Source organism: Sulfitobacter sp. S223 (assembly GCF_025143825.1).
GTDB lineage: Bacteria > Pseudomonadota > Alphaproteobacteria > Rhodobacterales > Rhodobacteraceae > Sulfitobacter.
In genome coordinates, this window is the sequence record NZ_CP083560.1 from 446162 (window position 1) to 469834 (window position 23673).

Here is a 23673-nt window from a genome sequence, read left to right on the forward strand (position 1 = left end):
TACGTCGAAAAAGGAATTCAGATGGGCCAAGTTTCCGGGCAAATTTCGCGCTCGTCCGCTTCCGTGTTCGTGCCTCATGCCGCCAGCCCGCAGGAGGTTATGGATGTCTATGGTACACACCTGAAGACTGGCTTATCGGAAGCCGAAGCGCGTGCACGGCTTCTCAAGTTCGGACCAAATCAACTTGCTGCCCGTCGGCCTGCCAGGTTGACACAAATACTCTGGCACCAATTTGAGGGGGCGGTTGTCCTGCTGTTGATCGGCGCGGCTGCTGTAGCCATCGCAGTCGGGGATTGGAAAGAAGGGGCGGCCATTGGCTTGGTCCTTATTATCAATGGCGCAATCGGATTTTTTACTGAGCTACGTGCCGCTCGCTCGATGGAAGCGTTGCGGACACTTGGCAATCTGACGACACGTGTCTGTCGAGATGGCCAGACATCCTTGTTGTCGGCAGAGGGGCTAGTTCCGGGCGACATCGTCATATTGGAAGGCGGTGATATTGTTACGGCTGACCTAAGGTTGGTCACAAGTTCAAACCTAACAATTGACGAGTCTGCGTTGACCGGAGAATCCGTTGCCGTGGATAAAGACATCACAGCTGTGGCTGCGGACAGTGGGCCAGGTGACAGGCCCTGCATGGCGTTCAAGGGCACTTCGATTACGAGCGGGAGTGCCACCGGTGTTGTCGTTGCGACCGGGTTGGACACAGAATTGGGGCTGATTTCAAAGCTCGTAGAAGAAGCCGCGCCAGAACATTCTCCCCTAGAGGTCCAGCTTCAAAATCTTACCGGTCAATTGATCGGATTTACCCTTCTCGTTGTCACACTGTTGGGCGTGTTGGGTGTGCTTCAGGGGGGCGATGTTGCGCTTGTTGTCGAGGCTTCTATTGCCCTTGCGGTCGCGGCTATTCCCGAAGGGCTGCCCATTGTGGCAACGATGGCCCTGGCACGTGGTATGTGGCGGATGGCCAAACACAACGCGCTTATCGAACGCCTGTCTGCGGTTGAAACACTTGGCGCTACAACGGTTATTCTGACCGATAAGACCGGAACGCTCACCGAAAACAAAATGAAGGTACATGAGCTGGATTGCGGCACTGTTCTGTACTCGGTTTCTAGTGCGACACATCGGCTTGAGGGAATTCCCACCGACGAAAGAAACCAACAGAAATCATGCCTGAACGATATTCTGACGGCTGGTATGCTTTGTAACAACGCAGAGCCGAGCCAAAACGGAACGCAATACATTGGTGATCCACTAGAGCAGGCATTGCTTGTAGCCGGTCACGCAGAGGGACTGGATAAATCCCAATTGCTCGAACGGTTTCCTCGTGTCCGTGAAATCGCTTTTGACTCAACATCGAAATTGATGGGGACGGTTCATCGCGTAGATGATGGCTATGTCATGTGGGTCAAAGGCGCGCCGGAAGAAGTGCTGGCCGCGTCCAGCAGTCACCTCTGCGCGGAGGGGGGACCTGCCGAAATGACGGCTGAGGACCGGGCATTCTGGAATTCACGCACGAACGGGATGGCCGCACGAGGGATGCGCGTTTTAGCGGTCGCTACCAGCCATCCGCAAACACCGGACGCCGCAGACTATTCCGGTTTGACCTTCGTCGGACTTATCGGTTTGTACGATCCTCCGCGAAGCGATGTGCGTAACGCAATTTCGCAATGCCAGTCTGCTGGAATTCGGGTCGTTATGTTGACCGGCGATCACGTGGTGACCGCGAAGAACATCGCAACGGCTGTTGGCCTGACCGATGGTGAGGCGACAGTCGTAGAGGGGCGCAATCTGCCACCCATTTCGCAACTGTCTGATGACCAACTGATTGAGCTAGAGAAAGCCGATGTTTTTGCGCGCGTAAGCCCTGCCCAGAAGCTTGAGTTGGTCACTGCTTTTCAAAGAAGTGGCCAGATCGTCGCCATGACCGGTGATGGGGTGAATGATGCGCCCGCGCTTAAACAAGCAGATATCGGGGTGGCCATGGGGTTGCGTGGTACGCAAGTTGCACGCGAAGCGGCTGCGATGGTTCTGCGAGATGACGCATTCAGCTCAATCGTCGCAGCCATTCGGGAAGGGAGAGTGATCTTTCGCAACATCCAGAAATTTGTGATGTATCTTCTTTCTTGCAACCTAAGCGAAATACTTGTCATGGGAGCAGCTATCATGGTTGGCCTTCCCTTGCCGCTCATGCCGCTACAAATTCTGTTCCTGAACCTTGTTACGGATGTTTTTCCGGCGTTCGCATTAGGGGCCGGTGAAGGCACGAAGGAGGTTCTTGAAAGATCGCCGCGCGATCCGTCCAAGCCGATTATGACGCGCGCCATTTGGATCGCAATTGTTCTGCATGCTCTTCTGATTTCCAGCGCCACGTTAGGTGCATTTGTTATAGCGCTAGAATATCTGGTTTTGACGTCTCAAGAGGCCATAACCGTTTCCTTTTACACGCTGGCATTCGCGCAGCTTTGGCACGTTTTTAGCATGCGTGACCCCAAATCAGGTTTGATTATAAACGAAGTCACCCGAAATGGTTATATCTGGATCGCATTGGGCCTAAGCAGTGCCCTTTTGCTTTTGGCATTGTTTTTACCTGTCGCCGCGGAACCGCTTGATCTTAAAATACTGCCGCGGGATGCTTGGTTTTTGATCGTGGGCATGAGCCTTGTTCCATTATTCTTGGGGCAACTCCTTAGGTCGGTCTCTCGTGCGCACTGACGTAGGTAACACGCGACGCTCAAGCTGGACGATGCGTGAATGAAATCCCGAGAACACAAAGCAGATTGATACGCATCAATCGCCGAACGGCCGTATACGTTACCAAGTTTTACATCCGCTCCGCCCTGCGGGGGGTTTGTAAGCCAAAGTTGTAGTTGGCTAGGAGAAAATTCAAAATGGCCAACACGACACTCAAATTTTGCGGGGCAGCCCGAACCGTGACGGGATCCTGTTACCTACTGCAGACCGATCAGTGCAGATTTTTGATCGATTGCGGTCTGTTTCAGGGGCCGAAGACGCTGAAAGAGCTGAACTACCGTCCGTTTCCCTTCAGCCCCGCGAAGATCGATTTTGTACTCCAGACCCATGCCCATATTGATCATGCAGGGCTTTTGCCAAAGTTAAGCAAGTTGGGGTTTGAGGGGCCAATCTACGCAACGGCGGGCACGAAAGACCTTCTGACATTCATGCTGCCCGACAGTGGCTATATTCAGGAAATGGAGGTTGATCATCTCAATTTTCGAAACCTTCGTCATGGCAAACCAGCGGTCGAACCTATTTACACAGGTCAGGACGCTGAGGATTGCCTGACCCTGTTCCGGACTATCGATTACGAGGTCTGGACAGAGGTAGGACCGGGGGTGCGCGCAAGATTTTGGAACGCGGGGCATATTCTAGGGTCGTCCTCGATTGAGGTGGAAATAGAGCAATCCGACGGGCCGCCCCTGCGATTGCTTTTCTCCGGTGATATCGGTCCCGACAATAAGCTGTTTCATCCAGATCCGGTTGCCCCGTCAGATTTTGACTATGTGATTTCGGAATCCACCTATGGAGGGCGTGAACGCGCTGACATCACAACTGCGGCGCGCAAAAACACTTTGCAGCAGGAGGTGTCTCGTGCACTGGAACACAATGGGATGCTGTTGATCCCTGTGTTCGCTGTTGAGCGCACACAAGAGCTGATCACCGACCTTATCGCGCTTCAAGATTCAGGCGACATTCCGAAGGTTCCGATCTATCTGGATTCGCCGTTGGCCATCCGTGTGACCAAAGTCTTTCAAAGGCACGCGCGAGAACTAGAAGACCTTGGGCCCGCGCCGAGGTTTACAAGCAATCCAGCAATCCGGCCTACTGCGACGGCAGAGCAAAGCAAACAGATTGGCAAAGTGAACGGAAATGCGATTATCCTAGCCGCTAGCGGAATGTGTGAGGCCGGGCGTATCAGGCATCATCTTAAACGATGGCTTTGGCAGGATAAGGCGACTGTCCTTTTTGTTGGATATCAAGCGATCGGCACATTGGGCCGCATCCTGCAAGAAGGTGCAAAGTCCGTCAAAATCCACGGACAGGAAATTCGGGTTAAAGCCAGTATTCGCACCATTGAAACCTATTCCGGACACGCCGATGGGTCCGAGCTGATTGACTGGATCGTCCAGCGACTTCCGATTAACCAAGCACTCATCCTGACACATGGCGAAGAAGCGCAAATGCAGGCAATGAAATCCGAGCTGGTTGAAAAGAATTTTAGTGACAAGAATATCCTGATCCCTAATCTTGATGACGAACTAGTGCTTTCTAAACGAGAAGGCGCGACGCTGGAGGCGCCCAAGGATCTACGGTTGCCACCTGCGGCGATGGTCGGGCCGGATTGGCACAATGACCTGACGGAGCTGGTCTTCGAGCTCCGTGATGTGTTTGAGCAAGCAGCAGACGATAAGGCCCGTGCAAAAGTATTGCGGCGCATACGACGTGCTCTTCACGATGGTGACTAGACGTATAAGCCGCAGCGGCTGATCTGGTGCGTACAGCGCTGTCGTGCACTTCGACCACTGTCGGTTTTGAGGCAGATCAACCCAGCATCAACACGGCACGTTAGACTAGCGAAAAGGAGCCCGTTGCATGTGTTGGAATTCTGAAGTCTCAATTGCAATGACGGGCATAGGCGCGGCCGCCGCTGTTATTTCTTATCATCGTAAGGACCCCACAGCGATCTGGCTCACGATCGGTTATTTTGCTGTGATGGAGGCACTTCAGGTTGCTGGCTATGCGGTCCTTGACCAATGTGGCACCACTGAAAATCGGGCTGTGACATTGGCGTCGTACCTGCACATCGCGTTCCAGCCCTTGTTCATCAATGCCTTCGCGATGGAGCTGGTCCCCGATGGTGTAAAACAACGCATCAAACTGTGGGTTTATGCTCTGTGCAGCTTGTCAGCAGTGACGATGATCGCGCAACTGATGCCGTGGCAATTCGCAGGTAAATGCCTGCCGGGAAGCGCGTTGTGTGCAGACAATCTTTGCACCGTTTCAGGCAACTGGCATATCGCATGGAATGTCCCTTACTCGGGTCTGCTGCTGCCTGTGGAAGACGCGGTTGGTATCCATTCGGGATTCCCGACGTACATGCTGACGGTCTTTATTTTGCCACTGGCCTATGGGGCTTGGCGCTTTGTGCTTATGCATGCGCTGGCCGGGCCTGCGCTGGCTTGGGCTTTGACTGACAACCCAAACGAAATGCCCGCCGTCTGGTGCCTGTTTTCGGTTTTTATTCTGATGATTGGTCTGAGTTTGCGGGTAAGGCGCAGTTTTATGGGCGGGCTATGGTGGAACAAGATTGCCAGCCCTACAAAGTAAGCCGGCTATGTCGCCATGATACTGCAGACCTATTTCAACTGCGGTACAGATATGGGTTTGGAAACCTCGGCTTCGCGTGGCGCAATTCTGGCATGCAGTACGTGAAATTTCCTGCTTAACAGAATTGCGCAGAGGCTGAATGCAACCAACTGGAAGGAGTGTCGGTGGCCTGGACTTATGCCAAAGGTCTCTTTCCGATTTCTTTAAGCACTGCTTCGCTTGTGTCGGCTTCTGACAGATTCATAAGATTGATATCTTTTTCAAAAATGAGAATGTTGCTTAGAGAGTCAGGCATCTCATTTCGCAGAACTCCCAACATTTTTGGTGAAGCAAAGATTGCTAGGCGGGTAAGATCGCCTGCGCGCAAATGGCGCTCAAGGCGATGCAAGATGTCCCGTGCGAAATCCTGCATGCCGCGGAAAATGGGGTCTGAGCCAAGCTCCATCGCCGAACGATGCCCCGTATTGCCCGACGCAAAGCTGCGCCCAGGCTTGTCGGATTCGATGTCCCTTAGGTGCGTTGATTTTGCTTTGCTTTCGATCTCGATCGCGGGCTCGGAAAACCCACCTTCCATATTCCGCAAAATGCTGCAGCGTACGCCATTCGTTATCAAAGCCCATGTCATATCTCTTGCCATATCTCACCTACTTTTGAGTGCAATGTTACGTGCGCCCGTTGAAAGAGCCGAGTGGCCTACGCCACTGTGTGCAAATCAACCGGGCAATTCTATAGCTGATCAGCAAGCAGTGCCGCTGCGACGATTTTCCTTTGCATCGCCGCAAGAACGACTTTTAAAAGGTGGCCGGATCAAGCTGTATTTGCTGTTTCAGCAAGGCATCAAGGGCAGGCGGCCTGATAGTAGGTGCCGTCGCCGCGGGAATAGGCGCATGTGTCGGTTGCCGAATTTTGCGCAACAATGGTACCTGCTGCGGCTCCGGCAAGTGCCGCGATCAGCCGCCAGTTGTCATCCGCATCAAGCGCCTCTGCTGTGATTAGCCCAGCTGCTGCCCCGCCGGCGACGCCTACAACTGTGCGTTGATCTGCGGTTAGGTTTTCGCAGCCAGCAAGCATCAGGACGCTAATAGCGAGCGGTTTCAGAACATCTTTGTACATTTTGTTGATCCTCTTGATCTGGGTTAAGCTAAATAATTGGGGTTAAAGATGATGGTCCGCGACTGCATGAAGCAGTTCGCCGGACAACTCACGACTGACAGCATGGGACACGTCGCCAAGGCTCAGCATCCCTACAAACCGTTTGTTGTCGTCAAGAACCGGAAGGCGGCGGATCTGTTTCTGATCCATGAGGTGGATGGCATCTTCTACCGTTTCAGTTGTGCGGCAATAGATGATCTCTTTCGTCATGACCTCTTCAGCCGAGGTTGCAGATGGGTCGCGGCCTTCTGCCACAACGCGAAGCGCGAGGTCGCGATCTGTAATCATTCCGACCAGCTTGTCGTCTTTGCCAATTGGAACTGCCCCGATATCATTTTGGTGCATCATCTTGGCGACGTCGCTAACTGGCGTATCTGCGCTTGCCCAATAAGCTGTGTGGTGGATTGCATCGTTGATCTTCATCTCGGATTCTCCCAAACGCTGTTGCTGCATTGAATGTAACGGCGGGCGGTGCCGTTCTATTGACGACCGTCAATCAGGCCGCTTTTCAGGTCTGATTACCTGCGCGTGTCGCGGCGGGGGGGGCGCCATCAAAACAGCCTTCCGATACGCGTGGAAATTCTCCGGAGCTTTAGTTGCCTCACAAAGCTGACGGATCGCCCATGACCGGCGACATCGGTTTTAGGTGGTGCAAATTGTCGCGCTTTCGAACCGATGCTTTGATGAACTGACAAATGTCAAAACGCATTTTCAAAAACACATCATGATTCTTGATTATGTACGAAGGCCACAGTTTGCTCTTGGTTTTCGACGCAATACACCGAAGGAGGAATATTCCAGTGGCAACACCAATTGACCCAACAGCAACTGTTGATTTTGATCAGCCTCTCAACACAGATCCTGATTTTTCGTCATTCCACATTTTCAGCACCGATGACGTCACGGGCACCTTCGCAGGTGCAACCCAAGGAGAAGACGGCGGTATCGTTGATTTTTCCGGCGTAAACGGGACGATAGTAACCAAAGAGGGCATCACGCTTTATCCGATCGACAGCGAGTTCGGTTTTAACGTTACTGATTTCGATTCTGCCGAGGCTAAGACAATTGACGGCCTTTATACGGAAGGTTGGGTCGGAGACCTGATCGTCAACGGGGAACAAGCCGGTATCGTCGTGTCTGACTCTCCGACTGACACATTCAAGACCCCCGCGCTTTTGGGAACATGGCTTGCCGGTCTTGGTGGCAACACGGTCAAAGCATCGACAGAACACTACACCGTCATGCAAAATGTCCTGTCCGATCAGGCGTATCCAGAAGATCCCGCTGCCGTTTATGCTCTTGATGATGACTTGACCCTGCTGAGCCTGAACCCGGATTGGAACGAAGTGAAGGTAAGCACGCTTCTGGGTGATCCCGGAACATACGGCGTGACTGATGCGAATTTGGACGGCGTTCTTGATATCAAGGACCTTCTGAATCCAAACGAAAGTACGATTGCCTACGACATTGCCTATGGTGACGATTATTCGGTGACCATGAAAGACGACGGTAAATTGTTGTACCGTTGGGGCAACACAATCAAACGGCCAAATGATGTCCGTCTCGAAGCGACACTGGATACTCCGGATGACTGGGACGAGGTAGACAGCACGACGTCGCTCAAGAAGTTGTACTCGATCTCATCTGCCGAACTGGTCATGCACCATACGATAACGAACAATCCAAATGATCAGGTGCGTCCGGAAGATTTCGAGAACGAGTCCGCCATCGGTACGCTGCCAACGTACGAAGTCATCGAAAACTATAATGGTGACATTGGTCGCACGGTTTGGGCGTCCACAGATGCCTACTATGCTGGTGACGGCACGCTCTACGAAGCGGGTACCATTCTTCGTGACACAATGTTGGCAGAAGCGGTCACAGGGTCGGTTCTGGACACGATTGGTGCCACCTCACAGGATCTGGATCTCGGATATACAAATGCATGGTATACAACCATGGATCGGGAGCCGTTCGAGCCGGTTTTGAACGAAGATGGAACTGAATATATTACCGGGCCTCGCTGGCGCCTGCTGCCGGACAAGTACGGTCAGGACTTGCCAAGCGTTGTTATCCCGCTTGACCCCAGCCAAACTCCGCCAATTCAACAAGACGATCAGAAGTATGAAGTTGGTGCAGAAACGCAGACGGTGCTTAACCTGCTGGACTGGGCAACGAATATTTCACCTTTGAACATTAGCGCCGGTTGGCAGGACAACGCCGGATCGGTTTCGGTCAATGGTGTGAATCTGAGCGATGACTTTGACATCGCGGTCTACATCAAAGGGGACATCAAGCCAGCAACAGTATATAGCGCAGAGCTGTTGGTTGATTACGACGAGATCACTATCCATGATGCGGGCACTGCAGTGGTCGGCAGCGCAGCCGATGATTATCTTGTTGGCGTTGGCAACAACGTCTTTGAAGGTGGGGCCGGGTCCGATCTGTTTGTTGTGTCATATGGAACGTCTGTTTCTGATATCATTACAAGCAGCACGATCTCCGACTTCGAAGTCGGCGCGGATAAGATCGGTCTGATTGGTTTTGACCAATTGATTGATTTCAATCCGGAAGTTGTTGCTCAGGCCGCCGTCATTTCCCAAGGCGTTTCCGGCGATGACCTGACTGTCTTTGTTGATGGTCAACTGGTTGCAACACTGACCGGCGTGGCGGCTGATCTGAATGTCGGGCCGACGATTGAAGCGGGCGAAGGGCTTGACCTGCTCGACGACTTCTTTGTGTCCAATCCTGGTGAAGGTGTGCCGGAACCTGAGCTGACGACCATTGGATCGGTTCAGAAAATTACAGGTCTTGATCACAACGAAAGAACGGTCGCGTTTGAAGGCGGCGCTACATTCGAGAATGCAGTTGTGTTTGCGTCTCCTGTAACCAGAAACGGCCCCGAAGCCGTCACTGTCGAATTCTCGGAAATTACGTCGACCGGTGCGACCCTGTACCTCGAAGAGCCCGACGGATACGACAACATCCACCGTAAGGAGGCCGTCTCACTGGTGGTCTTTGAAGAGGGGAACTTTGAGCTCGCTGACGGCAGCAGGCTCCAAGTTGGTACAACCAAGTTCGAGACTGGGCTGAACAATGAGTTCCACACTGTCACCTTCGATACAGCTTTTGATGATATCCCGGTCATTCTGCTGCAGGTTCAAACCAACAATGGCGCCGATTGGGAAGTTCTGCGCGCGCAGAACATTACCACGACCAGCTTTGAATATGCGATCCAGGAAGCCGAGGCTTCCGACGAATGGCATACGCGTGAGCTAGTCGGCTGGGCTGCGGTGGATGCGTCAAGTGAGGATGGTATTGTTGATTGGTCAGGTATTATGGGTCAGGCCTTTAACACAGGCACGACTGTTAACCACACGGCTGATGAATTCGAATTCCAGTCAGACATCGGCACGGATCCGATTGTCGCCGCTACGATTGCCAGCTTCAACGGCAAGGATACGGCCAACTTGCGTATGACTGATCTGGTCAACGATGGTACCTCTGCAACAGCTAGCTTTATGATCAGTGAAGAAACCACTCTTGGTGATGAAGTCATGCACGTTAACGAAGAGGTCACAGGCGTGGCTTTCGAAACCAGCGGCTTCTTGTCCGGCTTCGACTATGTCGAAGATTCGATGTTCATGGTCTGATACCATTTGAAGCTAAGATGGATCGTCGGCAGCGTTGTTACAATGTTGCCGGCGAACGCTATTTAAGTCTTCTATTTCTGAATCAAATCTCGGCCGGTGTACTTTCAAGGTTTTACTATGAGTGCTGATGCCTCAAGCGCGCTGGTAAAGACGATAAAAGCGGGACCATACAATTGATCGAAGTGATGCGGCTCTCCTAAAGTTAAGCCATTTTGCAGCCTGGGATTGATTATGCGCCTGATGGGTCCGTGTCGGCGTCATTAACGTGAAAGCTATTCGCACTACCTGTATCGCCAAAGTCTAAACTTCAGCCTTAACAGCAGCGCCCTCATTAACAATTTATGATCAAGCCTAGAGAAATTCTCGTGGTGCGATTCCGACCGCAATCTTTGCCGCGCACTGAAAATGCCTGAAAAATGCGCTTTTGTCGAAAAGCGCTTGGTGGAGCATAGCGGGATCGAACCGCTGACCTCCTGCATGCCATGCAGGCGCTCTCCCAGCTGAGCTAATGCCCCAAACACGCAAGCGTGTATTGGTGTCCCTAAAGGGGACGAAGGGACGACTCCGAAGAGCCGATGCGCCGTGTACTAGGCACAAGCGGCGGCGGGATCAAGCGAAAAAGCACGCTCCCGCCGACCTGATTTATCAATCTTCGTCGTTGGATGCCACATCCGCGATCTCATCGAGCGGAACTGTATCATCATCGTCTTCGTCGTCGTCCAGCAGATCGTCGTCCAGATCCACATCTACATCGTCGTCATCTACCAGATCATCATCTTCGGTGACTTTGGATGCTTTTGCTTTTGCCGTGGCCGCATCTTCGGCGTCGGCTGCAATCATGCGGGACTTGGACTGGTCAACTTCTACGACCTCACCCGTATATGGGCTAATGATCGGGTCTTTGTTCAGGTCATAGAAACGCTTGCCCGTGGTGGGGCACAGGCGCTTGGTTCCCCATTCTTCGTTGGGCATGTATTTCCCCTTTAATCATTGGTGTTGTGTCTAGATGATTCAGCGCAATTGCCATATGCAGGGCATGCTGTCCAGCCAAAAGCCCCATACCCCACTCCGTGAGCATCGTATGTCTGACCCGCACCTCCCCGGAGATCCTCCGATTCCCCTGATATTGCGGCGTTCTGCGCAGGCAAAGCGCATTTCCTTGCGCATCAGCCAGCTGGACGGGCGTGTGACATTAACCATTCCAAAACGGCTGGCCGAGCGTGAAGCGCTGGATTTCGCGCGCAGCAAAGAGACATGGATTCGCCAGCATTTGGATGCGCGTGGCGAAGATGTGTTGGTGCGGATAGGTGCAGAGCTGCCTCTGGGGGGCAAAGTGTTTACGGTTCAATCAGGCACTGGCCGGCGGGTGCAGATTAACGACGATGGGATATTCGTGCCCGGACCACCGGAACGTGCAGGCAAACGGCTGTCCGCGCATTTAAAGGAGCTTGCGCGTGACCGGCTGGCGGGGGCCAGCGATGACTACGCAGCGCTGTTGGGGCGCAGTTATGCGCGGCTGTCGCTGCGTGATACACGGTCACGGTGGGGGTCGTGCACGTCGGACGGCGGGTTGATGTATTCATGGCGTTTGATCATGGCGCCGCCAGAGGTGCTGGATTATGTGGCAGCCCATGAGGTGGCGCATCTGGCGCAGATGAATCACTCGCCCGCATTCTGGGCCGAAGTGACAAAGATTTACGGCGACTACGCAGCGCCGCGTAACTGGCTGCGGGCAAATGGTAACACCTTGCACCGGTATAAGTTTTGAACTGGTTCGGCATGCGGGTTTCTGCGCTTGACGTGGCTGTGGCTTGTGATCACAAATACGTATGAACCTGACATCTCGCCCTGTTGATCCCGCTCCTTTGGCGCATGACCGTGTATATCGGCATTTGCGGTCACGGATCATGCACGGAGATGTTCCGCCCGGTGCTGCGCTGACCCTGCGCGGCATTGGTAAAGAATATGAGGTGTCGATGACGCCGGCGCGCGAATCGGTGCGACGGCTGGTCGCTGAAGGGGCGCTGAGCATGTCGAATTCGGGCCGTATCTCAACGCCGCTTCTTAGCAATGAACGGATTGAAGAACTGGCCGCCCTGCGCGCGCTGATTGAGGTAGAGCTTGCTTCTCGTGCCCTGCCACGGGCGCATCTGGCGCTGATAGAACGGTTGCAGAACATCAACGCCAAGGTGGGTGAGGCCGTAGCCCACCGCGATGCGGTGAGCTATATCCGCACCAATCTTGAGTTTCACCGCACCCTGTATTTGCGTGCGCAGGCGCCTGCAATGTTGGCTATGGCAGAGACTGTCTGGTTGCAGATGGGGCCGACCATGCGTGCGCTCTATGGTCGTTTGCGCCGCACCGATCCCCCGCATTTTCACAAGCTTATTATCGCAGCGTTGCGCGCAGGGGATGAGCCTGGTCTGAGGCTGGCGGTCAGGTCCGATGTGACGCAGGGCCTGCGGATGCTAGCGAGCTAAGTTCTTGACCTGCGTAGCGTATTGGGCGAGCCTTACATGATGGACAACAATTTTTGTCATAATACATCGTATTATCGCGGCTTCTCATAGCGCGCGGACGATATTCTCACTTAAAATTTCTATCGTGCCGCCGTCTGTGCGGGGTTTTGGCATGGGCGGGGCTCTTATCGGAGCGACCTTCATGAACCATATTCGTCTTATTCTTGAGAAAGACATTCCCCAGTTGCTTGGCTGGGTACACGCACTGGCCGCGCATCACGAAGATGCAGCATCTGTCACTATGGACGACCTCCGCCGCGATTTCCTGGGTCCGCACCCATGGGTAAGGGGGCTTGTCGCATCCGAGTATGGCTATGCAGCGCTTTGCCCGCTGGCGCAGGTGCAGTTTGGTGCGCGCGGAATGGATATCCATCATCTATTTGTCGCGCCGCACGCAAGAGGCCGCGGCATCGGGCGCGCGCTGATCAAAGCCTCGATAGAGCTTGCTCGAGCTGAGGGATGCCGGTTTCTGACTGTAGGAACACATCCAGACAATCGGGCGGCCCAAGAGGTATACCTGCAAACAGGGTTTGAGCGCATGTCGAGCGCGGCACCACGGTTCCGCATGAAATGGTAGGCTTGTTCAGGTTTCCAGTGCGCGTATGACCTGCTGAATAAATGCCGCTTGTTGCTTTGTATCAGGAACCGTGGCGCCGCGCTTTTCGCTCACGTGCCTGAGCGCTTCAGCTGCCGTGAAACCGAAGTGACCCAGAACTGTGCAAGCCAGCATACCGGAACGACCAATGCTGGCATGACAATGCACTGCGATATGATGGTCTGAGCGTATTTGATGGGCCACATCGGCAGCAAAGCGGGTAAATGGTTCGGGGTCTGGCAGATGCATGTCACGGATAGGGTGGTTCAGAAATGACATCCCCAGATTGGAGCATTCCTCGGCTTCACCATTTAGACCAATTTCAGCGGCCTCAGACGGCTCAAGCAGCGATATGAGGGTATCAATACCGAAGCTTTTCAGGTGCGCCAGATCATCCGGCAGCACCTTTGGACGCAAGGTTATAGAAAGTGAACCGGGAAGGCCTTCGATCAGAGGGAAGAGGGTACTCAGACCGCGAGCCCTCGATCACCCATATCGAGGTATTTCTCGCGACGATCCTTAATGAGCGCTTTGGGGTTTTTACCCTCAAGCGATTTGAGCATTTCTGAAATGGCGTCTGCCACAGCAGCAATCGCTGTCTTCGGGTCGCGATGCGCACCACCCTTTGGTTCGGGAATGATGCGGTCATTCACGCCCAGCTGCTTGAGATCCTGTGCTGTGAGGCGAAGCGCTTCGGCTGCTTCACGCATCTTTTCCGCGTCCTTCCACAGGATAGACGCACAGCCTTCGGGTGAGATCACGGAATAGACGGAATGTTCCAACATCGCGACACGGTTGGCCGTGGCAAACGCGACAGCGCCGCCTGATCCGCCTTCGCCGATGATAACGCTGACCAGCGGCACACCGATTTCAAGGCACTTCTGGGTCGCACGCGCAATCGCTTCGGATTGACCGCGTTCTTCGGCCCCTTTGCCGGGATAGGCACCAGGGGTGTCTACCAGCGTGATAACAGGCAGGCCAAAGCGGTGGGCCATCTCCATCAGGCGTACCGCTTTTCGATAGCCTTCGGGACGGGCCATGCCAAAGTTGCGTTCGATCCGCGACTTCGTATCGTTGCCTTTTTCATGGCCGATCACCATGACAGGTTTGTCTTTAAAGCGCGCAAGCCCGCCCATGACAGCGTGATCGTCGGCAAAATTCCGGTCACCCGCCAAGGGCGTGTATTCGGTAAACAGCGCGTCGATGTAATCTTTGCAATGTGGACGATCAGGGTGGCGGGCCACCTGACATTTGCGCCAAGGCGACAGATTCTTGTAGAGGTCGTCCAGCATTTTGACGGCCTTGGCGTCTAGCGCCTTGGCCTCATGTGTCACATCTGTTTCGGGATCGCGCCGCGCCATTGCGCGCAGCTCCTCCGCCTTGCCTTCGATTTCGGCAAGGGGTTTCTCAAAATCCAAATACTGGGTCATCGCGGCCTCCGGACTGGTGTTGGCTGTATATGGCTGTGAATAGCGGCTTATGCAACGCTGCTCAAAGCCCAAGCAACGGATAGAGCGATGCAATCAGCAAAGCGGCCATTGTCCAGTTATAGGCCTGCAACCGGCGCGGGTTGGTGAGGATGCGTTGTAACTGCTGACCGGCTATCGTCCAGATCGTGACAGAAGGCAGGTTTACCACAGCGAACAAAAAGGCGGCTGCGGAAAGCCAAAGCAACGAGGTGTCGCCGACATAGACTGTGATCGCAGTCAACGCCATCGCCCAAGCCTTTGGATTGACCCACTGAAATCCTGCCGCCTGCAAAAACGTCATAGGAGAGCCGACTGTTTCGGCTTTGCTGACAGGTGCCGCATTTGCGATTTTCCACGCTAGCCAGAGCATATAGACCACACTCGCTACCTTCAGCACATCATAGATGAGCGGGAAGCGGTCAAATATCTGAACCAGCCCTGCGCCCACACAAAAAAGCATCACCATGAAACCGATCGAGATGCCAAGCATGTGGGGGATCGTGCGCCAAAAGCCAAAGTTTGCGCCCGAGGCCATTAGCATCAGGTTGTTCGGCCCCGGCGTGGCAGAGCTGACAAAGGCGAATACGGCGAGCGCGGTCACGGTTTCAAAGGTCATGGCTGTAGCTGTGGGGCAAAACGCTAGGGATTGAAATCCGATTTTGCGACGGTTTGTTGCCACGTGGGAAACAATCTGTGGGCTTGCGTGGGAATTTAGGTGCTAACCGCAGTCGAAACACACTGTTTCCCCAAGGTTTGTTGTGTTCGGCAGTCTTGGGCGGACAAAATGTGGCGGCAGTGTGGTGAAAAAGGGGCTGAGTGTGGTTTTGGTGAATTATCTACTCGTAGCGATATTGGGTGCGATTGTTGCAACGGCGCTTTATGCCGCGAAATGGGATATGTCGCCTTCCGGTCAGGCCGCGCCGGTGCCATTTGCCACTGCCATAATCTGACACTATCATACCTAAATGCGAAACGGCCCGCCAATGGCGGGCCGTTTGCGTTTTGTTTGGCCAATTCAGCCTGCGATCATCTCGGACTGGCGCACGATGACTTCTGCTTGTTTGATCGAAGCGATGTCAACGAGGCGGCCTTTGTAAACTGTGGCGCCTTCGCCGTTTGCCTTCGCGGTTTCCATGGCTGCAAGAATTTCACGCGCTTCGGCCACAGCTTCCTCTGAGGGCGTGAATACTTCGTTGCTGAGGGCGATCTGTTTGGGGTGAATCGCCCATTTCCCGACCATGCCAAGCGTGGCAGAGCGGCGCGCCTGTGCGCGATAGCCTTCGTCGTCAGAGAAATCACCGAAGGGGCCGTCTACGGGTAGAATGCCATGGGTCCGGCAGGCCGCGACGATGGCGGTTTGCGCCCAGTGCCATGGATCGGACCAGTATTTTGCACCCTCATGCAGCATGTAATAATTTTCCTGCGTGCCACCGATGCCTGTCGTTTGCATGCCCATAGATGCTGCAAAGTCTGCGGCGCCAAGGCTCATCGCCTCTAGGCGGGGTGACGATGCCGCGATTTCTTCCACATGTGCAAGGCCCGCTGCGCTTTCGATGATGACCTCGAAGGCGATGCGTTTTTTGCGGCCTTTCGCGGCCTCGATTGCGCTGACCAGTGCGTCTACGGCATAGACGTCCGCTGCGCAGCCAACTTTGGGGATCATGATCTGGTCAAGACGCTCGGAGGCTTGCTCAAGCAGGTCCACCACATCGCGGTACCAGTAAGGTGTATCAAGGCTGTTGATCCGAACCGAAATTGTCTTGGTGCCCCAGTCGACCGAATTGATCGCTTCGATCACATTGGCGCGCGCCATGTCTTTGTCATTGGGGCCAACGCTGTCTTCTAGGTCTAGGTTGATAACATCGGCATCAGAGGCGGCCATTTTAGCAAACAGCTTGGTGTTGGAGCCGGGGCCAAAAAGCTGGCAGCGGTTGGGGCGGGCAGGGGGTGTTGGCTGAAGGCGAAAGCTCATGAGGGTAATCCTTTCGAGACATAAAATGTCGTATATTTGCTCGTGTTGGTTATAAAATTGCGCGCATGGTCGCAAGGAGATTTTTCGCAGTTGCAGCAATTGGTGACTGATCAAAAATTCCGCGACGATGAGTCCAGTTGCGGGCGATTGCTGCGCCAGATCGAGCCAGATGGCAGATAGGCAATTGAATTGCGTCAGCTTTTCCTCAAGCTGCGCCAAAGTCATTCACTGTCGGAGATTCGGACCATGATCCAAACACCTTACCTGCTGTTTCTGGGCGACGCGCCGGATCAACTTGCCGCGAAAGTGGCGCAAGGAATCAAGGATTGGAGACCTGACAACGCAGTGGGCCAGTTCCGCATGGATGGCTGTAAGGCTGATGTCGGACTGGAAGATATGACACTGGCTCAGGCGCAAGCAGCTGGTGCAAAAACGCTGGTAATCGGCGTGGCAAACCGTGGTGGCTTTATTTCGAAAGCATGGAAAGCTGTGCTGATCGAAGCGCTGGCCATGGGCTATGATCTGGCGTCGGGTTTGCACAATCTGCTGAGCGAGGAAGAAGATCTGGTGGCAGCAGCGCAAGAGCATGGTCGTACATTACACGACGTGCGCATTCCGACCGTTGAATATCCAATTGCCAGCGGTGTAAAGCGCAGCGGCAAGCGGGTGCTGGCTGTTGGTACTGATTGCTCAGTGGGGAAAATGTACACGGCTCTGGCGCTGGACAACGCGATGCGTGAACGCGGTATGAAAAGTACTTTCCGCGCAACAGGGCAGACCGGAATTTTGATCACTGGAGACGGCGTGCCGCTGGATGCAGTTGTCGCCGATTTCATGGCTGGATCGATTGAATATCTGACCCCAGATAATGATTCAGACCATTGGGATGTGATCGAAGGGCAAGGAAGCCTTTTTCACGTCAGCTACTCCGGTGTGACACTGGCGCTGATCCACGGGGGACAGCCAGATGCCTTGATTATCTGCCACGAACCGACCCGGGCGCACATGCGGGGCTTACCCGACTATCAAGTGCCAGAGATGGCCGCGATCCGCGACGTGGCGCTCACGCTGGCGCGTGTTGCTAATCCCTCGTGCGAGGTGATCGGTGTGTCGATCAACACCCAGCATATGACCGAAGCAGAAGCCCGCGCCTATCTTACGAAGGTGGAAGAGGAAATGGGCCTGCCAGCAGTAGATCCATTCCGGCATGGGGCTGAACGTTTGGCAGAAGCACTGGAAGCTATGTAATATCTTCCGCTTGAAATGGCGGGCAAGATGTTATGTCCGGAAACGAAAGACCAGTGACACAACCTGAATTTAGGTGGTGTCCGGGGTGAAGGGGAATTACGCATGATGCAGATCGAAGTAACCGCGGATGTATTCCGTTTGGCACAGGTGTTCACGATCTCCCGCGGCTCTCGGACAGAGGCCAAAGTGCTGACAGTCAGGATCACCGACGGGGATGCAGTCGGTATGGGGGAATGCGTTCCCTATGCCCGCTATGGCGAAACGCTAGAAAGCGTGACGGCACAGATAAAAGGTTTGCCTGGCAGGCTGACCCGTGAGGTATTGTATGAACTGCTGCCTGCAGGGGCGGCACGCAATGCGGTGGATTGTGCGCTCTGGGATCTGGAGGCGAAACAGACTGGAACACCCGTCTGGGAGCTGGCGGGGCTGGCGACACCAAAACCCGAAATCACGGCCTATACCTTGTCGCTGGACACCCCTGAACAGATGCGCGAGCAGGCGGCCAAGAATGCTTTTCGACCGCTGTTGAAAATCAAGCTTGGTACGCCGGATGACATGCCAAGGCTGGAAGCAGTGCGTGCTGGCGCCCCTGAAAGCACCATCATCGTGGATGCAAATGAGGGATGGTCCGCCGAGGTCTATGCAGATCTCGCGCCACATCTTGTGCGCCTTGGCGTGGCATTGGTTGAGCAGCCTTTACCGGCGGGAGAGGACGATGCGCTGATCGGTATGGATCGCCCGGTGCCTGTTTGTGCTGACGAAAGCTGTCATGACAGGGCAAGTCTGCCTGCGCTTAAGGGAAAATACGATGTTGTGAACATCAAGCTCGATAAAACGGGGGGCCTCACAGAGGCGCTTGCGCTGCGCGACGCGGCGCTTGCAGAAGGCTTTGACGTCATGGTGGGTTGCATGGTTGGCTCATCTCTGGCCATGGCCCCAGCGGTACTGGTGGCGCAAGGCGCGAAGATTGTGGACCTTGACGGCCCGCTTTTGTTGGCCGAAGACCGCATGGCAGCTTTGACATTTGACAGCGCGGGGGTGCATCCGCCCGTGCGCGCGCTTTGGGGATAGACGACATGCGGACAGTTTACGTGAACGGCCAATACGTGCCTGAAAATGAAGCCACGATTTCGATCTTCGATCGGGGGTTTCTCATGGCGGATGGCGTCTATGAGGTAACATCCGTTCTGGACGGCAAGTTGGTTGATTTTGATGGGCATGCCGTACGGCTTGAACGGTCTTTGGGGGAGCTGGATATGCGCAACCCGATCACCAAAGACGATTTGCTTGAGGTGCACCGCGAATTGATCCGCGCCAATGACATCGAAGAAGGTCTGATTTATTTGCAGATCACCCGCGGCTCTGACGGTGATCGCGATTTTGCTTTCCCTGATCCTGAAACTACTGTTCCGACGATTGTGCTGTTTACGCAGAGCAAGCCCGGTTTGGCTGATAACCCGGCCGCCAAGAAGGGCGCGAAGATCATCTCCATCGAAGATATCCGCTGGGGCCGCCGCGACATCAAAACTGTACAGCTTCTGTACCCGTCGATGGGCAAGATGATGGCGAAGAAGGCCGGGTGCGATGATGCATGGATGGTTGAAGATGGCAACGTTACCGAGGGGACCTCGAACAACGCTTACATCGTCAAAGACAACAAGATCATCACACGGCAATTGAGCAATGACATCTTGCACGGGATCACCCGTGCGGCCGTTCTGCGTTTCGCGCGCGAAGCACAAATGGCAGTCGAAGAACGTCTGTTCACAATCGAAGAGGCACAGCAAGCGGATGAGGCCTTCACCACTTCTGCCAGCGCCTTTGTGATGCCCGTTGTTGAGATTGATGGCGTAGCGCTGGGCGACGGCACCCCGGGCAAAGTCGCGCTAAGGCTGCGTGAGATTTACATTGAAGAGATGCGCAAAGCGGCTGTTTGACCGATACGGATAGTTCATCCCCCTAAGCATTCTGGCCCGGGGGGATGGCGTTTTGCCGACCTTACGCAAACCCTGCGCGTTGAAGTTCTTCAGCATCAAATACGCTGACGTCAACGTTCGCAGCGTCCGCACTGCTTAGCCCATTCAGCACAGCCACTTCGTCCCCACGCCAGAACGCGCGTAGCGCATTCGCAGAAGCATCGTATCGCAGTTCTATTTCCTCGGTTGATTGGTCCGCTTCGGGAACGAATGCAACCAGAGTGTCTTCATCGGTGTTGAAGTCGGTGATTATCACAGCGTCTGTATCGAAATTTGCAGGGTCGACTACCGCAAATACGTCTTCGCCGGATCCGCCAGTTAGAAGGTCACCATCGTCGGCAAAAATGACGTCTGCACCTGAACCGCCGTCAACCGTATCGGGAGCATCTGGAGTGTTACCGGAGCCGAACGTAGCAATTAGATCATCACCGCCGTCACCAAAAATGGTGTTGCTGCCATGCAAATCAACGATAGCGTCATCGCCTGCTCCACCGCGAACGAAATCATTCCCGCGATCATCGGTGTCACCAAACGAAGGCGTTGCGGACGTCTCATCAATTTCGGGTGAATAGATATCGTTCCCATCACCCAAGAATACGCGGTCGTCACCGCTGCCACCTGTTGCAGAGTCATCTCCGCTTCCGGCGAAAATTGTGTCGTTGCCTGTGCCGCCGTCCAAGGTGTCAGCGCCGCCTCTTCCCTGAAGGAAATCACTGCCGGCCCCGCCATTTATTTCGCTGGCTTCGTCCGTGTCGTCCACGCGGTCGTTTGCACCTGTGCCGTCGAAGGTGTTCTGTCCGGCTTCAAGGATTGTTGTGATGGTCTCTCCGGTCGCTAGATCATCGGCTGTGTCCCCGTCTGGTGTGTCGACGGCATCGCTATCATCATCGTTAGAGTCGATAATCAGTGCGAACCCCAGAAGCGCAGGGATGAGTAGCAGTGCGAGCATTTTAATTACCTTGGATCTGAAATGTATGAAGAAAGTTATTCGAAGATATTATTCAAACAGGGCAGAAATTTGACGATACTTTGAAACCTGCACCGTGCGTGCGGGGCCACGCGCGTATTGCTTTAGAATGGCAGAATTGGCGGGCGCAGAAAGTGTTCCGAAGAAAACTCCGTTAAAGATTTTGCGCCCGCGCATTGAAATTCGGGACTATTCTTTGCCGACGTTTTCGGCAAACGCTGTCTTGAAAGCTTCTTGCTTCTCTCCGGAGGCATCCGTTTGATAGTTGGCCTTCCATTCGTCCATGGTCATCCCGTAGAACAGCTCTCGCGCTTCCATTTTCCCGATCTCGATGCCCCGTTCTGCGGCGGCTTCCTGATACCAACGAGACAGGCAATTGCGGCAAAAGCCGGTCAGGTTCATCATATCGATGTTTTGCACATCGGTCCGGTCCTTCATCAGATGCTGCTGCAGGCGACGGAAGGCTGCAGCTTGCAATTCGATCTCTTGTTGGCTGTATTCGGTCATGATCGCTCCTGTGTCTATCAAGGATAAATGCGCATACAGATCGTGCGGGTCAAGTTTCACGGGCCGAGCATTGTCATCAGATTGTAATCATGATCGGTTTGAAGGAGGGCGTAATGCATGCAAGACTGGAATGTGAACGCTAACATCTGTTAAGGCTGCTGTGAGCGCATAGTTTGAAGTTAAAGGAAGACCGGAATGAGACGTCAACGGAACGTAAAGATCGTAGCAACGCTAGGACCGGCTTCGGAGACGCCTGAGATGATCTCGGCATTGCACAAGAAAGGTGCCGATGTTTTCCGGCTTAATATGAGCCACGGCAGTCACGAAGAAATCCGCGCCAAGCACGCGATGATCCGTGCCGTCGAAGAGGATCTGGGTTCAACGATTGGTATTCTGGCTGACTTACAGGGACCAAAGCTGCGTGTGGGTGTCTTCGCGAACGGTAGCGAAGACCTGACGGAAGGGGCCACTTTCCGGTTGGATCTGGATGAAGCAGAAGGCACGGCTTTGCGCGTTTGCCTGCCGCACCCCGAGATTTTTGCGGCGCTGGAGGAAGGCGCCGCCTTGTTGGTCAATGATGGTAAAATCCGGCTGAAGGTCAAATCCTGTGGTGCGGATTTCGCAGAATGCGAAGTTGTAACAGGCGGCGTTATCTCTAACCGCAAGGGCGTGAACGTTCCCGACGTAGTGCTGCCGCTTGCGGCGCTGAGTGATAAGGATCGCGCTGATCTGGAGTTCGTCTGCGCCTTGGGTGTTGATTGGCTGGCTCTCAGCTTTGTGCAGCGACCCGAAGACGTTGCAGAAGCGCGTGAGCTTGCCAAGGGACGCGCCTCGATCTTGTCCAAGATTGAAAAGCCGTCAGCGGTTGACCGGTTCGATGATATTTTGGCCGTCAGTGATGGCATTATGGTGGCGCGCGGCGATCTGGGTGTAGAACTGCCAGTGTCAGCGGTGCCGCCAATCCAGAAGCGGTTGGTGCGCCGGTGCCGATCTGTCGGAAAGCCGGTGATCGTCGCAACCCAAATGCTGGAAAGCATGATCGAAAGCCCGATGCCTACTCGTGCCGAGGTTTCGGATGTTGCTACGGCCATTTATGAGGGTGCCGATGCGGTGATGCTCTCAGCGGAATCCGCTGCGGGCAGCTATCCTCTGGAGGCGGTCGGCACGATGGATGATGTCGCCCAAGAGGTGGAGCGTGATCCCACCTATACGCAAATCATTGAAGCCAGCCGTACCGCTTCGCGTTCGGGGATTGCGGATGCAATGGTCGCCGCCGCCCGCGAGATCGCCGAGACTACGGATGTAAAGGCCATCTGTTGCTTTACGCATTCTGGTACAACTGCCCTGCTGACCGCACGTGAGCGGCCGCGCGTACCCATCATTGCGCTGACACCGCTCAAACGCACTGCCCGGCGACTGGCGCTCAGCTGGGGCGTGAACTGCGTGCTTACGGATGAACTGGACCGTTTCAAGATGGCAGTGGTAAGTGCGGCCCGCGCGGCGTTGCAGGAAGGCTTCGCTGTTGAGACCGACTTTGTTGTTGTGACGGCGGGTGTGCCGTTCAACGTACCCGGCACAACCAATATTCTTCGCGTAGCCCCTTGCGATGAAAGTTTGATTTTCGCATCTGATCCGGAGTAGCCTTCCTCAAGTTTCTTGGAGGTGGTGCTATGGATACTGATCTTGCGCTAGTCATTGGCATTATTTTGGCGGCACTCTCTGTGCCCTCAATCCTGTCGGCAATCAGTGACCGCCGCGCACCGCGCGCATCCGCTATCACGATTTTGATCGCGGGTGGGCTGATCTTGTTTGCGGTTCAGGGCAAACCGGGCGGTTACAACCTTGCTGAGCTGCCAGACATTTTTGTGACCGTCATCGCGCGGTATGTGCCCTGAAGATTTAGCGAAACAGCCACAGGTTTTCGTGCCGGTTTTGACGTTTCTCTTTTCTTCTCTTGCGTTGGCGCGCCTTGCATCCTATAGCGGCGTTTCATTCCTGCGCGGCCGGCTTACGTGGCATGCCGAGTCGCGCTTAAACTGTAGACGACAGGAGACAGAAATGCCCAAGATGAAGACGAAATCGAGCGCTAAGAAGCGCTTCAAGGTCTCGGCGACCGGTAAGGTCATCGGCGGTCAGGCTGGTAAACAGCACGGCATGATCAAACGGACTAAGAAGTTCATCCGTAACGCACGCGGCACGACAGCATTGTCAGCGCCAGATGCCAAGATCATCAAGGGCTTCATGCCCTACGACCGCTAAGGAG

General features: G+C 54.4%; 24 protein-coding genes and 1 tRNA gene. 14 read left to right on the plus strand and 11 right to left on the minus strand.

What is annotated here, in order from left to right:
* The first annotated feature begins 21 nt into the window (after positions 1 to 21).
* The 3 genes from K3757_RS02110 to K3757_RS02120 all read left to right on the plus strand — a co-directional run bounded on the left by K3757_RS02110 (position 22) and on the right by K3757_RS02120 (position 5352).
* The gene (locus tag K3757_RS02110) at positions 22 to 2718 is read left to right on the plus strand and encodes a cation-transporting P-type ATPase (protein WP_259998872.1); all 2697 of its coding nucleotides are present in this window, start codon (positions 22 to 24) and stop codon (positions 2716 to 2718) included.
* A gap of 176 nt (positions 2719 to 2894) precedes the next feature.
* Positions 2895 to 4490: an MBL fold metallo-hydrolase RNA specificity domain-containing protein gene (locus K3757_RS02115; RefSeq protein WP_259998874.1), complete on the plus strand. Its 1596-nt coding sequence runs from the start codon at positions 2895 to 2897 to the stop codon at positions 4488 to 4490.
* 127 nt (positions 4491 to 4617) lie between these two features.
* On the plus strand, positions 4618 to 5352 hold the full coding sequence (locus tag K3757_RS02120; RefSeq protein WP_259998876.1) for a DUF5765 domain-containing protein: 735 nt from the start codon (positions 4618 to 4620) through the stop codon (positions 5350 to 5352).
* Between the two features lie 175 nt (positions 5353 to 5527).
* Here the strand turns inward: K3757_RS02120 and K3757_RS02125 are convergent, their stop codons facing one another.
* The 3 genes from K3757_RS02125 to K3757_RS02135 form a co-directional block, all read right to left on the minus strand.
* Positions 5528 to 5989, minus strand: coding sequence for a host attachment protein (locus tag K3757_RS02125; protein WP_259998878.1), 462 nt, complete (start codon positions 5987 to 5989; stop codon positions 5528 to 5530).
* Between the two features lie 200 nt (positions 5990 to 6189).
* Positions 6190 to 6465, minus strand: a complete 276-nt coding sequence (locus tag K3757_RS02130) for a glycine zipper 2TM domain-containing protein (RefSeq protein WP_259998879.1) — start codon at positions 6463 to 6465, stop codon at positions 6190 to 6192.
* A 42-nt stretch (positions 6466 to 6507) separates the two neighbouring features.
* On the minus strand, positions 6508 to 6927 hold the full coding sequence (locus K3757_RS02135; protein ID WP_259998881.1) for a CBS domain-containing protein: 420 nt from the start codon (positions 6925 to 6927) through the stop codon (positions 6508 to 6510).
* A 377-nt stretch (positions 6928 to 7304) separates the two neighbouring features.
* On the opposite strand from K3757_RS02135, the gene K3757_RS02140 reads away from it, so the two are divergent.
* On the plus strand, positions 7305 to 10157 hold the full coding sequence (locus K3757_RS02140) for a hypothetical protein (protein WP_259998883.1): 2853 nt from the start codon (positions 7305 to 7307) through the stop codon (positions 10155 to 10157).
* A gap of 439 nt (positions 10158 to 10596) precedes the next feature.
* On the opposite strand, the gene K3757_RS02145 is transcribed toward K3757_RS02140, so the two are convergent.
* Positions 10597 to 10672 (minus strand) — tRNA-Ala (locus tag K3757_RS02145).
* Between the two features lie 130 nt (positions 10673 to 10802).
* Complete coding sequence (locus K3757_RS02150) at positions 10803 to 11129, minus strand: TIGR02300 family protein (protein ID WP_259998885.1); 327 nt, start codon at positions 11127 to 11129, stop codon at positions 10803 to 10805.
* A gap of 109 nt (positions 11130 to 11238) precedes the next feature.
* Here K3757_RS02150 and K3757_RS02155 point away from each other — a divergent pair, with 109 nt between their 5' ends.
* The 3 genes from K3757_RS02155 (at position 11239) to K3757_RS02165 (ending at position 13253) form a co-directional block, all read left to right on the plus strand.
* Positions 11239 to 11925: a M48 family metallopeptidase gene (locus tag K3757_RS02155; RefSeq protein ID WP_259998887.1), complete on the plus strand. Its 687-nt coding sequence runs from the start codon at positions 11239 to 11241 to the stop codon at positions 11923 to 11925.
* 61 nt (positions 11926 to 11986) lie between these two features.
* Entirely contained in the window at positions 11987 to 12637 is a 651-nt protein-coding gene (locus K3757_RS02160; RefSeq protein WP_259998888.1) for a GntR family transcriptional regulator, read from the plus strand.
* Between the two features lie 181 nt (positions 12638 to 12818).
* Positions 12819 to 13253, plus strand: coding sequence for a GNAT family N-acetyltransferase (locus K3757_RS02165; RefSeq protein WP_259998890.1), 435 nt, complete (start codon positions 12819 to 12821; stop codon positions 13251 to 13253).
* A 6-nt stretch (positions 13254 to 13259) separates the two neighbouring features.
* Here the strand turns inward: K3757_RS02165 and K3757_RS02170 are convergent, their stop codons facing one another.
* The 3 genes from K3757_RS02170 to K3757_RS02180 form a co-directional block, all read right to left on the minus strand.
* Positions 13260 to 13742 carry a hypothetical protein gene (locus K3757_RS02170; RefSeq protein WP_311201756.1) on the minus strand — a complete coding sequence of 161 codons (483 nt, stop codon included), beginning with the start codon at positions 13740 to 13742 and terminating at the stop codon, positions 13260 to 13262.
* Complete coding sequence (locus tag K3757_RS02175; RefSeq protein ID WP_259998893.1) at positions 13739 to 14701, minus strand: acetyl-CoA carboxylase carboxyltransferase subunit alpha; 963 nt, start codon at positions 14699 to 14701, stop codon at positions 13739 to 13741. Before K3757_RS02175 ends, K3757_RS02170 begins: the two co-directional genes overlap by 4 nt.
* Before the next feature lie 61 nt (positions 14702 to 14762).
* Positions 14763 to 15356 carry a LysE family translocator gene (locus tag K3757_RS02180; RefSeq protein ID WP_259998895.1) on the minus strand — a complete coding sequence of 198 codons (594 nt, stop codon included), beginning with the start codon at positions 15354 to 15356 and terminating at the stop codon, positions 14763 to 14765.
* 202 nt (positions 15357 to 15558) lie between these two features.
* On the opposite strand from K3757_RS02180, the gene K3757_RS02185 reads away from it, so the two are divergent.
* Positions 15559 to 15690 carry a hypothetical protein gene (locus K3757_RS02185; RefSeq protein ID WP_259998898.1) on the plus strand — a complete coding sequence of 44 codons (132 nt, stop codon included), beginning with the start codon at positions 15559 to 15561 and terminating at the stop codon, positions 15688 to 15690.
* 65 nt (positions 15691 to 15755) lie between these two features.
* Here K3757_RS02185 and K3757_RS02190 read toward each other — a convergent pair whose 3' ends face one another.
* Entirely contained in the window at positions 15756 to 16712 is a 957-nt protein-coding gene (locus K3757_RS02190; protein WP_259998901.1) for an L-malyl-CoA/beta-methylmalyl-CoA lyase, read from the minus strand.
* A 246-nt stretch (positions 16713 to 16958) separates the two neighbouring features.
* Here K3757_RS02190 and dgcN point away from each other — a divergent pair, with 246 nt between their 5' ends.
* The 3 genes from dgcN to K3757_RS02205 all read left to right on the plus strand — a co-directional run bounded on the left by dgcN (position 16959) and on the right by K3757_RS02205 (position 19897).
* On the plus strand, positions 16959 to 17960 hold the full coding sequence (gene dgcN, locus K3757_RS02195) for an N-acetyltransferase DgcN (RefSeq protein WP_259998903.1): 1002 nt from the start codon (positions 16959 to 16961) through the stop codon (positions 17958 to 17960).
* Positions 17961 to 18065: 105 nt separating this feature from the next.
* A complete protein-coding gene (gene dgcA, locus K3757_RS02200; RefSeq protein WP_260001170.1) occupies positions 18066 to 19031 on the plus strand; it encodes an N-acetyl-D-Glu racemase DgcA in 966 nt (321 codons plus the stop codon).
* Positions 19032 to 19036: 5 nt separating this feature from the next.
* Positions 19037 to 19897 (plus strand): D-amino-acid transaminase, encoded by an 861-nt coding sequence (locus K3757_RS02205; RefSeq protein ID WP_259998905.1) that lies wholly within the window; start codon positions 19037 to 19039, stop codon positions 19895 to 19897.
* A 61-nt stretch (positions 19898 to 19958) separates the two neighbouring features.
* On the opposite strand, the gene K3757_RS02210 is transcribed toward K3757_RS02205, so the two are convergent.
* On the minus strand, positions 19959 to 20885 hold the full coding sequence (locus K3757_RS02210; protein ID WP_259998907.1) for a calcium-binding protein: 927 nt from the start codon (positions 20883 to 20885) through the stop codon (positions 19959 to 19961).
* Positions 20886 to 21092: 207 nt separating this feature from the next.
* Positions 21093 to 21410 carry a DUF1244 domain-containing protein gene (locus K3757_RS02215; RefSeq protein WP_259998909.1) on the minus strand — a complete coding sequence of 106 codons (318 nt, stop codon included), beginning with the start codon at positions 21408 to 21410 and terminating at the stop codon, positions 21093 to 21095.
* 195 nt (positions 21411 to 21605) lie between these two features.
* On the opposite strand from K3757_RS02215, the gene pyk reads away from it, so the two are divergent.
* From pyk to rpmI, 3 genes are all read left to right on the plus strand, one after another.
* Positions 21606 to 23051 carry a pyruvate kinase gene (gene pyk / locus K3757_RS02220; protein WP_259998911.1) on the plus strand — a complete coding sequence of 482 codons (1446 nt, stop codon included), beginning with the start codon at positions 21606 to 21608 and terminating at the stop codon, positions 23049 to 23051.
* Between the two features lie 29 nt (positions 23052 to 23080).
* Positions 23081 to 23305, plus strand: a complete 225-nt coding sequence (locus tag K3757_RS02225) for a hypothetical protein (RefSeq protein ID WP_259998913.1) — start codon at positions 23081 to 23083, stop codon at positions 23303 to 23305.
* 163 nt (positions 23306 to 23468) lie between these two features.
* Positions 23469 to 23669 carry a 50S ribosomal protein L35 gene (gene rpmI, locus K3757_RS02230; RefSeq protein WP_259998915.1) on the plus strand — a complete coding sequence of 67 codons (201 nt, stop codon included), beginning with the start codon at positions 23469 to 23471 and terminating at the stop codon, positions 23667 to 23669.
* Positions 23670 to 23673 lie beyond the last annotated feature (4 nt).

Coding starts and splice junctions, on each gene's coding strand:
- K3757_RS02125 (WP_259998878.1), bottom strand. CDS start 5,989: ATGGCAAGAGATATGACATGGGCTTTGATAACGAATGGCGTACGCTGC.
- K3757_RS02205 (WP_259998905.1), top strand. CDS start 19,037: ATGCGGACAGTTTACGTGAACGGCCAATACGTGCCTGAAAATGAAGCC.
- K3757_RS02130 (WP_259998879.1), bottom strand. CDS start 6,465: ATGTACAAAGATGTTCTGAAACCGCTCGCTATTAGCGTCCTGATGCTT.
- K3757_RS02225 (WP_259998913.1), top strand. CDS start 23,081: ATGGATACTGATCTTGCGCTAGTCATTGGCATTATTTTGGCGGCACTC.
- K3757_RS02160 (WP_259998888.1), top strand. CDS start 11,987: ATGAACCTGACATCTCGCCCTGTTGATCCCGCTCCTTTGGCGCATGAC.
- pyk (WP_259998911.1), top strand. CDS start 21,606: ATGAGACGTCAACGGAACGTAAAGATCGTAGCAACGCTAGGACCGGCT.
- K3757_RS02150 (WP_259998885.1), bottom strand. CDS start 11,129: ATGCCCAACGAAGAATGGGGAACCAAGCGCCTGTGCCCCACCACGGGC.
- K3757_RS02120 (WP_259998876.1), top strand. CDS start 4,618: ATGTGTTGGAATTCTGAAGTCTCAATTGCAATGACGGGCATAGGCGCG.
- K3757_RS02110 (WP_259998872.1), top strand. CDS start 22: ATGGGCCAAGTTTCCGGGCAAATTTCGCGCTCGTCCGCTTCCGTGTTC.
- K3757_RS02165 (WP_259998890.1), top strand. CDS start 12,819: ATGAACCATATTCGTCTTATTCTTGAGAAAGACATTCCCCAGTTGCTT.
- rpmI (WP_259998915.1), top strand. CDS start 23,469: ATGCCCAAGATGAAGACGAAATCGAGCGCTAAGAAGCGCTTCAAGGTC.
- K3757_RS02215 (WP_259998909.1), bottom strand. CDS start 21,410: ATGACCGAATACAGCCAACAAGAGATCGAATTGCAAGCTGCAGCCTTC.
- K3757_RS02155 (WP_259998887.1), top strand. CDS start 11,239: ATGTCTGACCCGCACCTCCCCGGAGATCCTCCGATTCCCCTGATATTG.
- K3757_RS02175 (WP_259998893.1), bottom strand. CDS start 14,701: ATGACCCAGTATTTGGATTTTGAGAAACCCCTTGCCGAAATCGAAGGC.
- K3757_RS02180 (WP_259998895.1), bottom strand. CDS start 15,356: ATGACCTTTGAAACCGTGACCGCGCTCGCCGTATTCGCCTTTGTCAGC.
- K3757_RS02135 (WP_259998881.1), bottom strand. CDS start 6,927: ATGAAGATCAACGATGCAATCCACCACACAGCTTATTGGGCAAGCGCA.
- dgcA (WP_260001170.1), top strand. CDS start 18,066: ATGCAGATCGAAGTAACCGCGGATGTATTCCGTTTGGCACAGGTGTTC.
- dgcN (WP_259998903.1), top strand. CDS start 16,959: ATGATCCAAACACCTTACCTGCTGTTTCTGGGCGACGCGCCGGATCAA.
- K3757_RS02210 (WP_259998907.1), bottom strand. CDS start 20,885: ATGCTCGCACTGCTACTCATCCCTGCGCTTCTGGGGTTCGCACTGATT.
- K3757_RS02115 (WP_259998874.1), top strand. CDS start 2,895: ATGGCCAACACGACACTCAAATTTTGCGGGGCAGCCCGAACCGTGACG.
- K3757_RS02190 (WP_259998901.1), bottom strand. CDS start 16,712: ATGAGCTTTCGCCTTCAGCCAACACCCCCTGCCCGCCCCAACCGCTGC.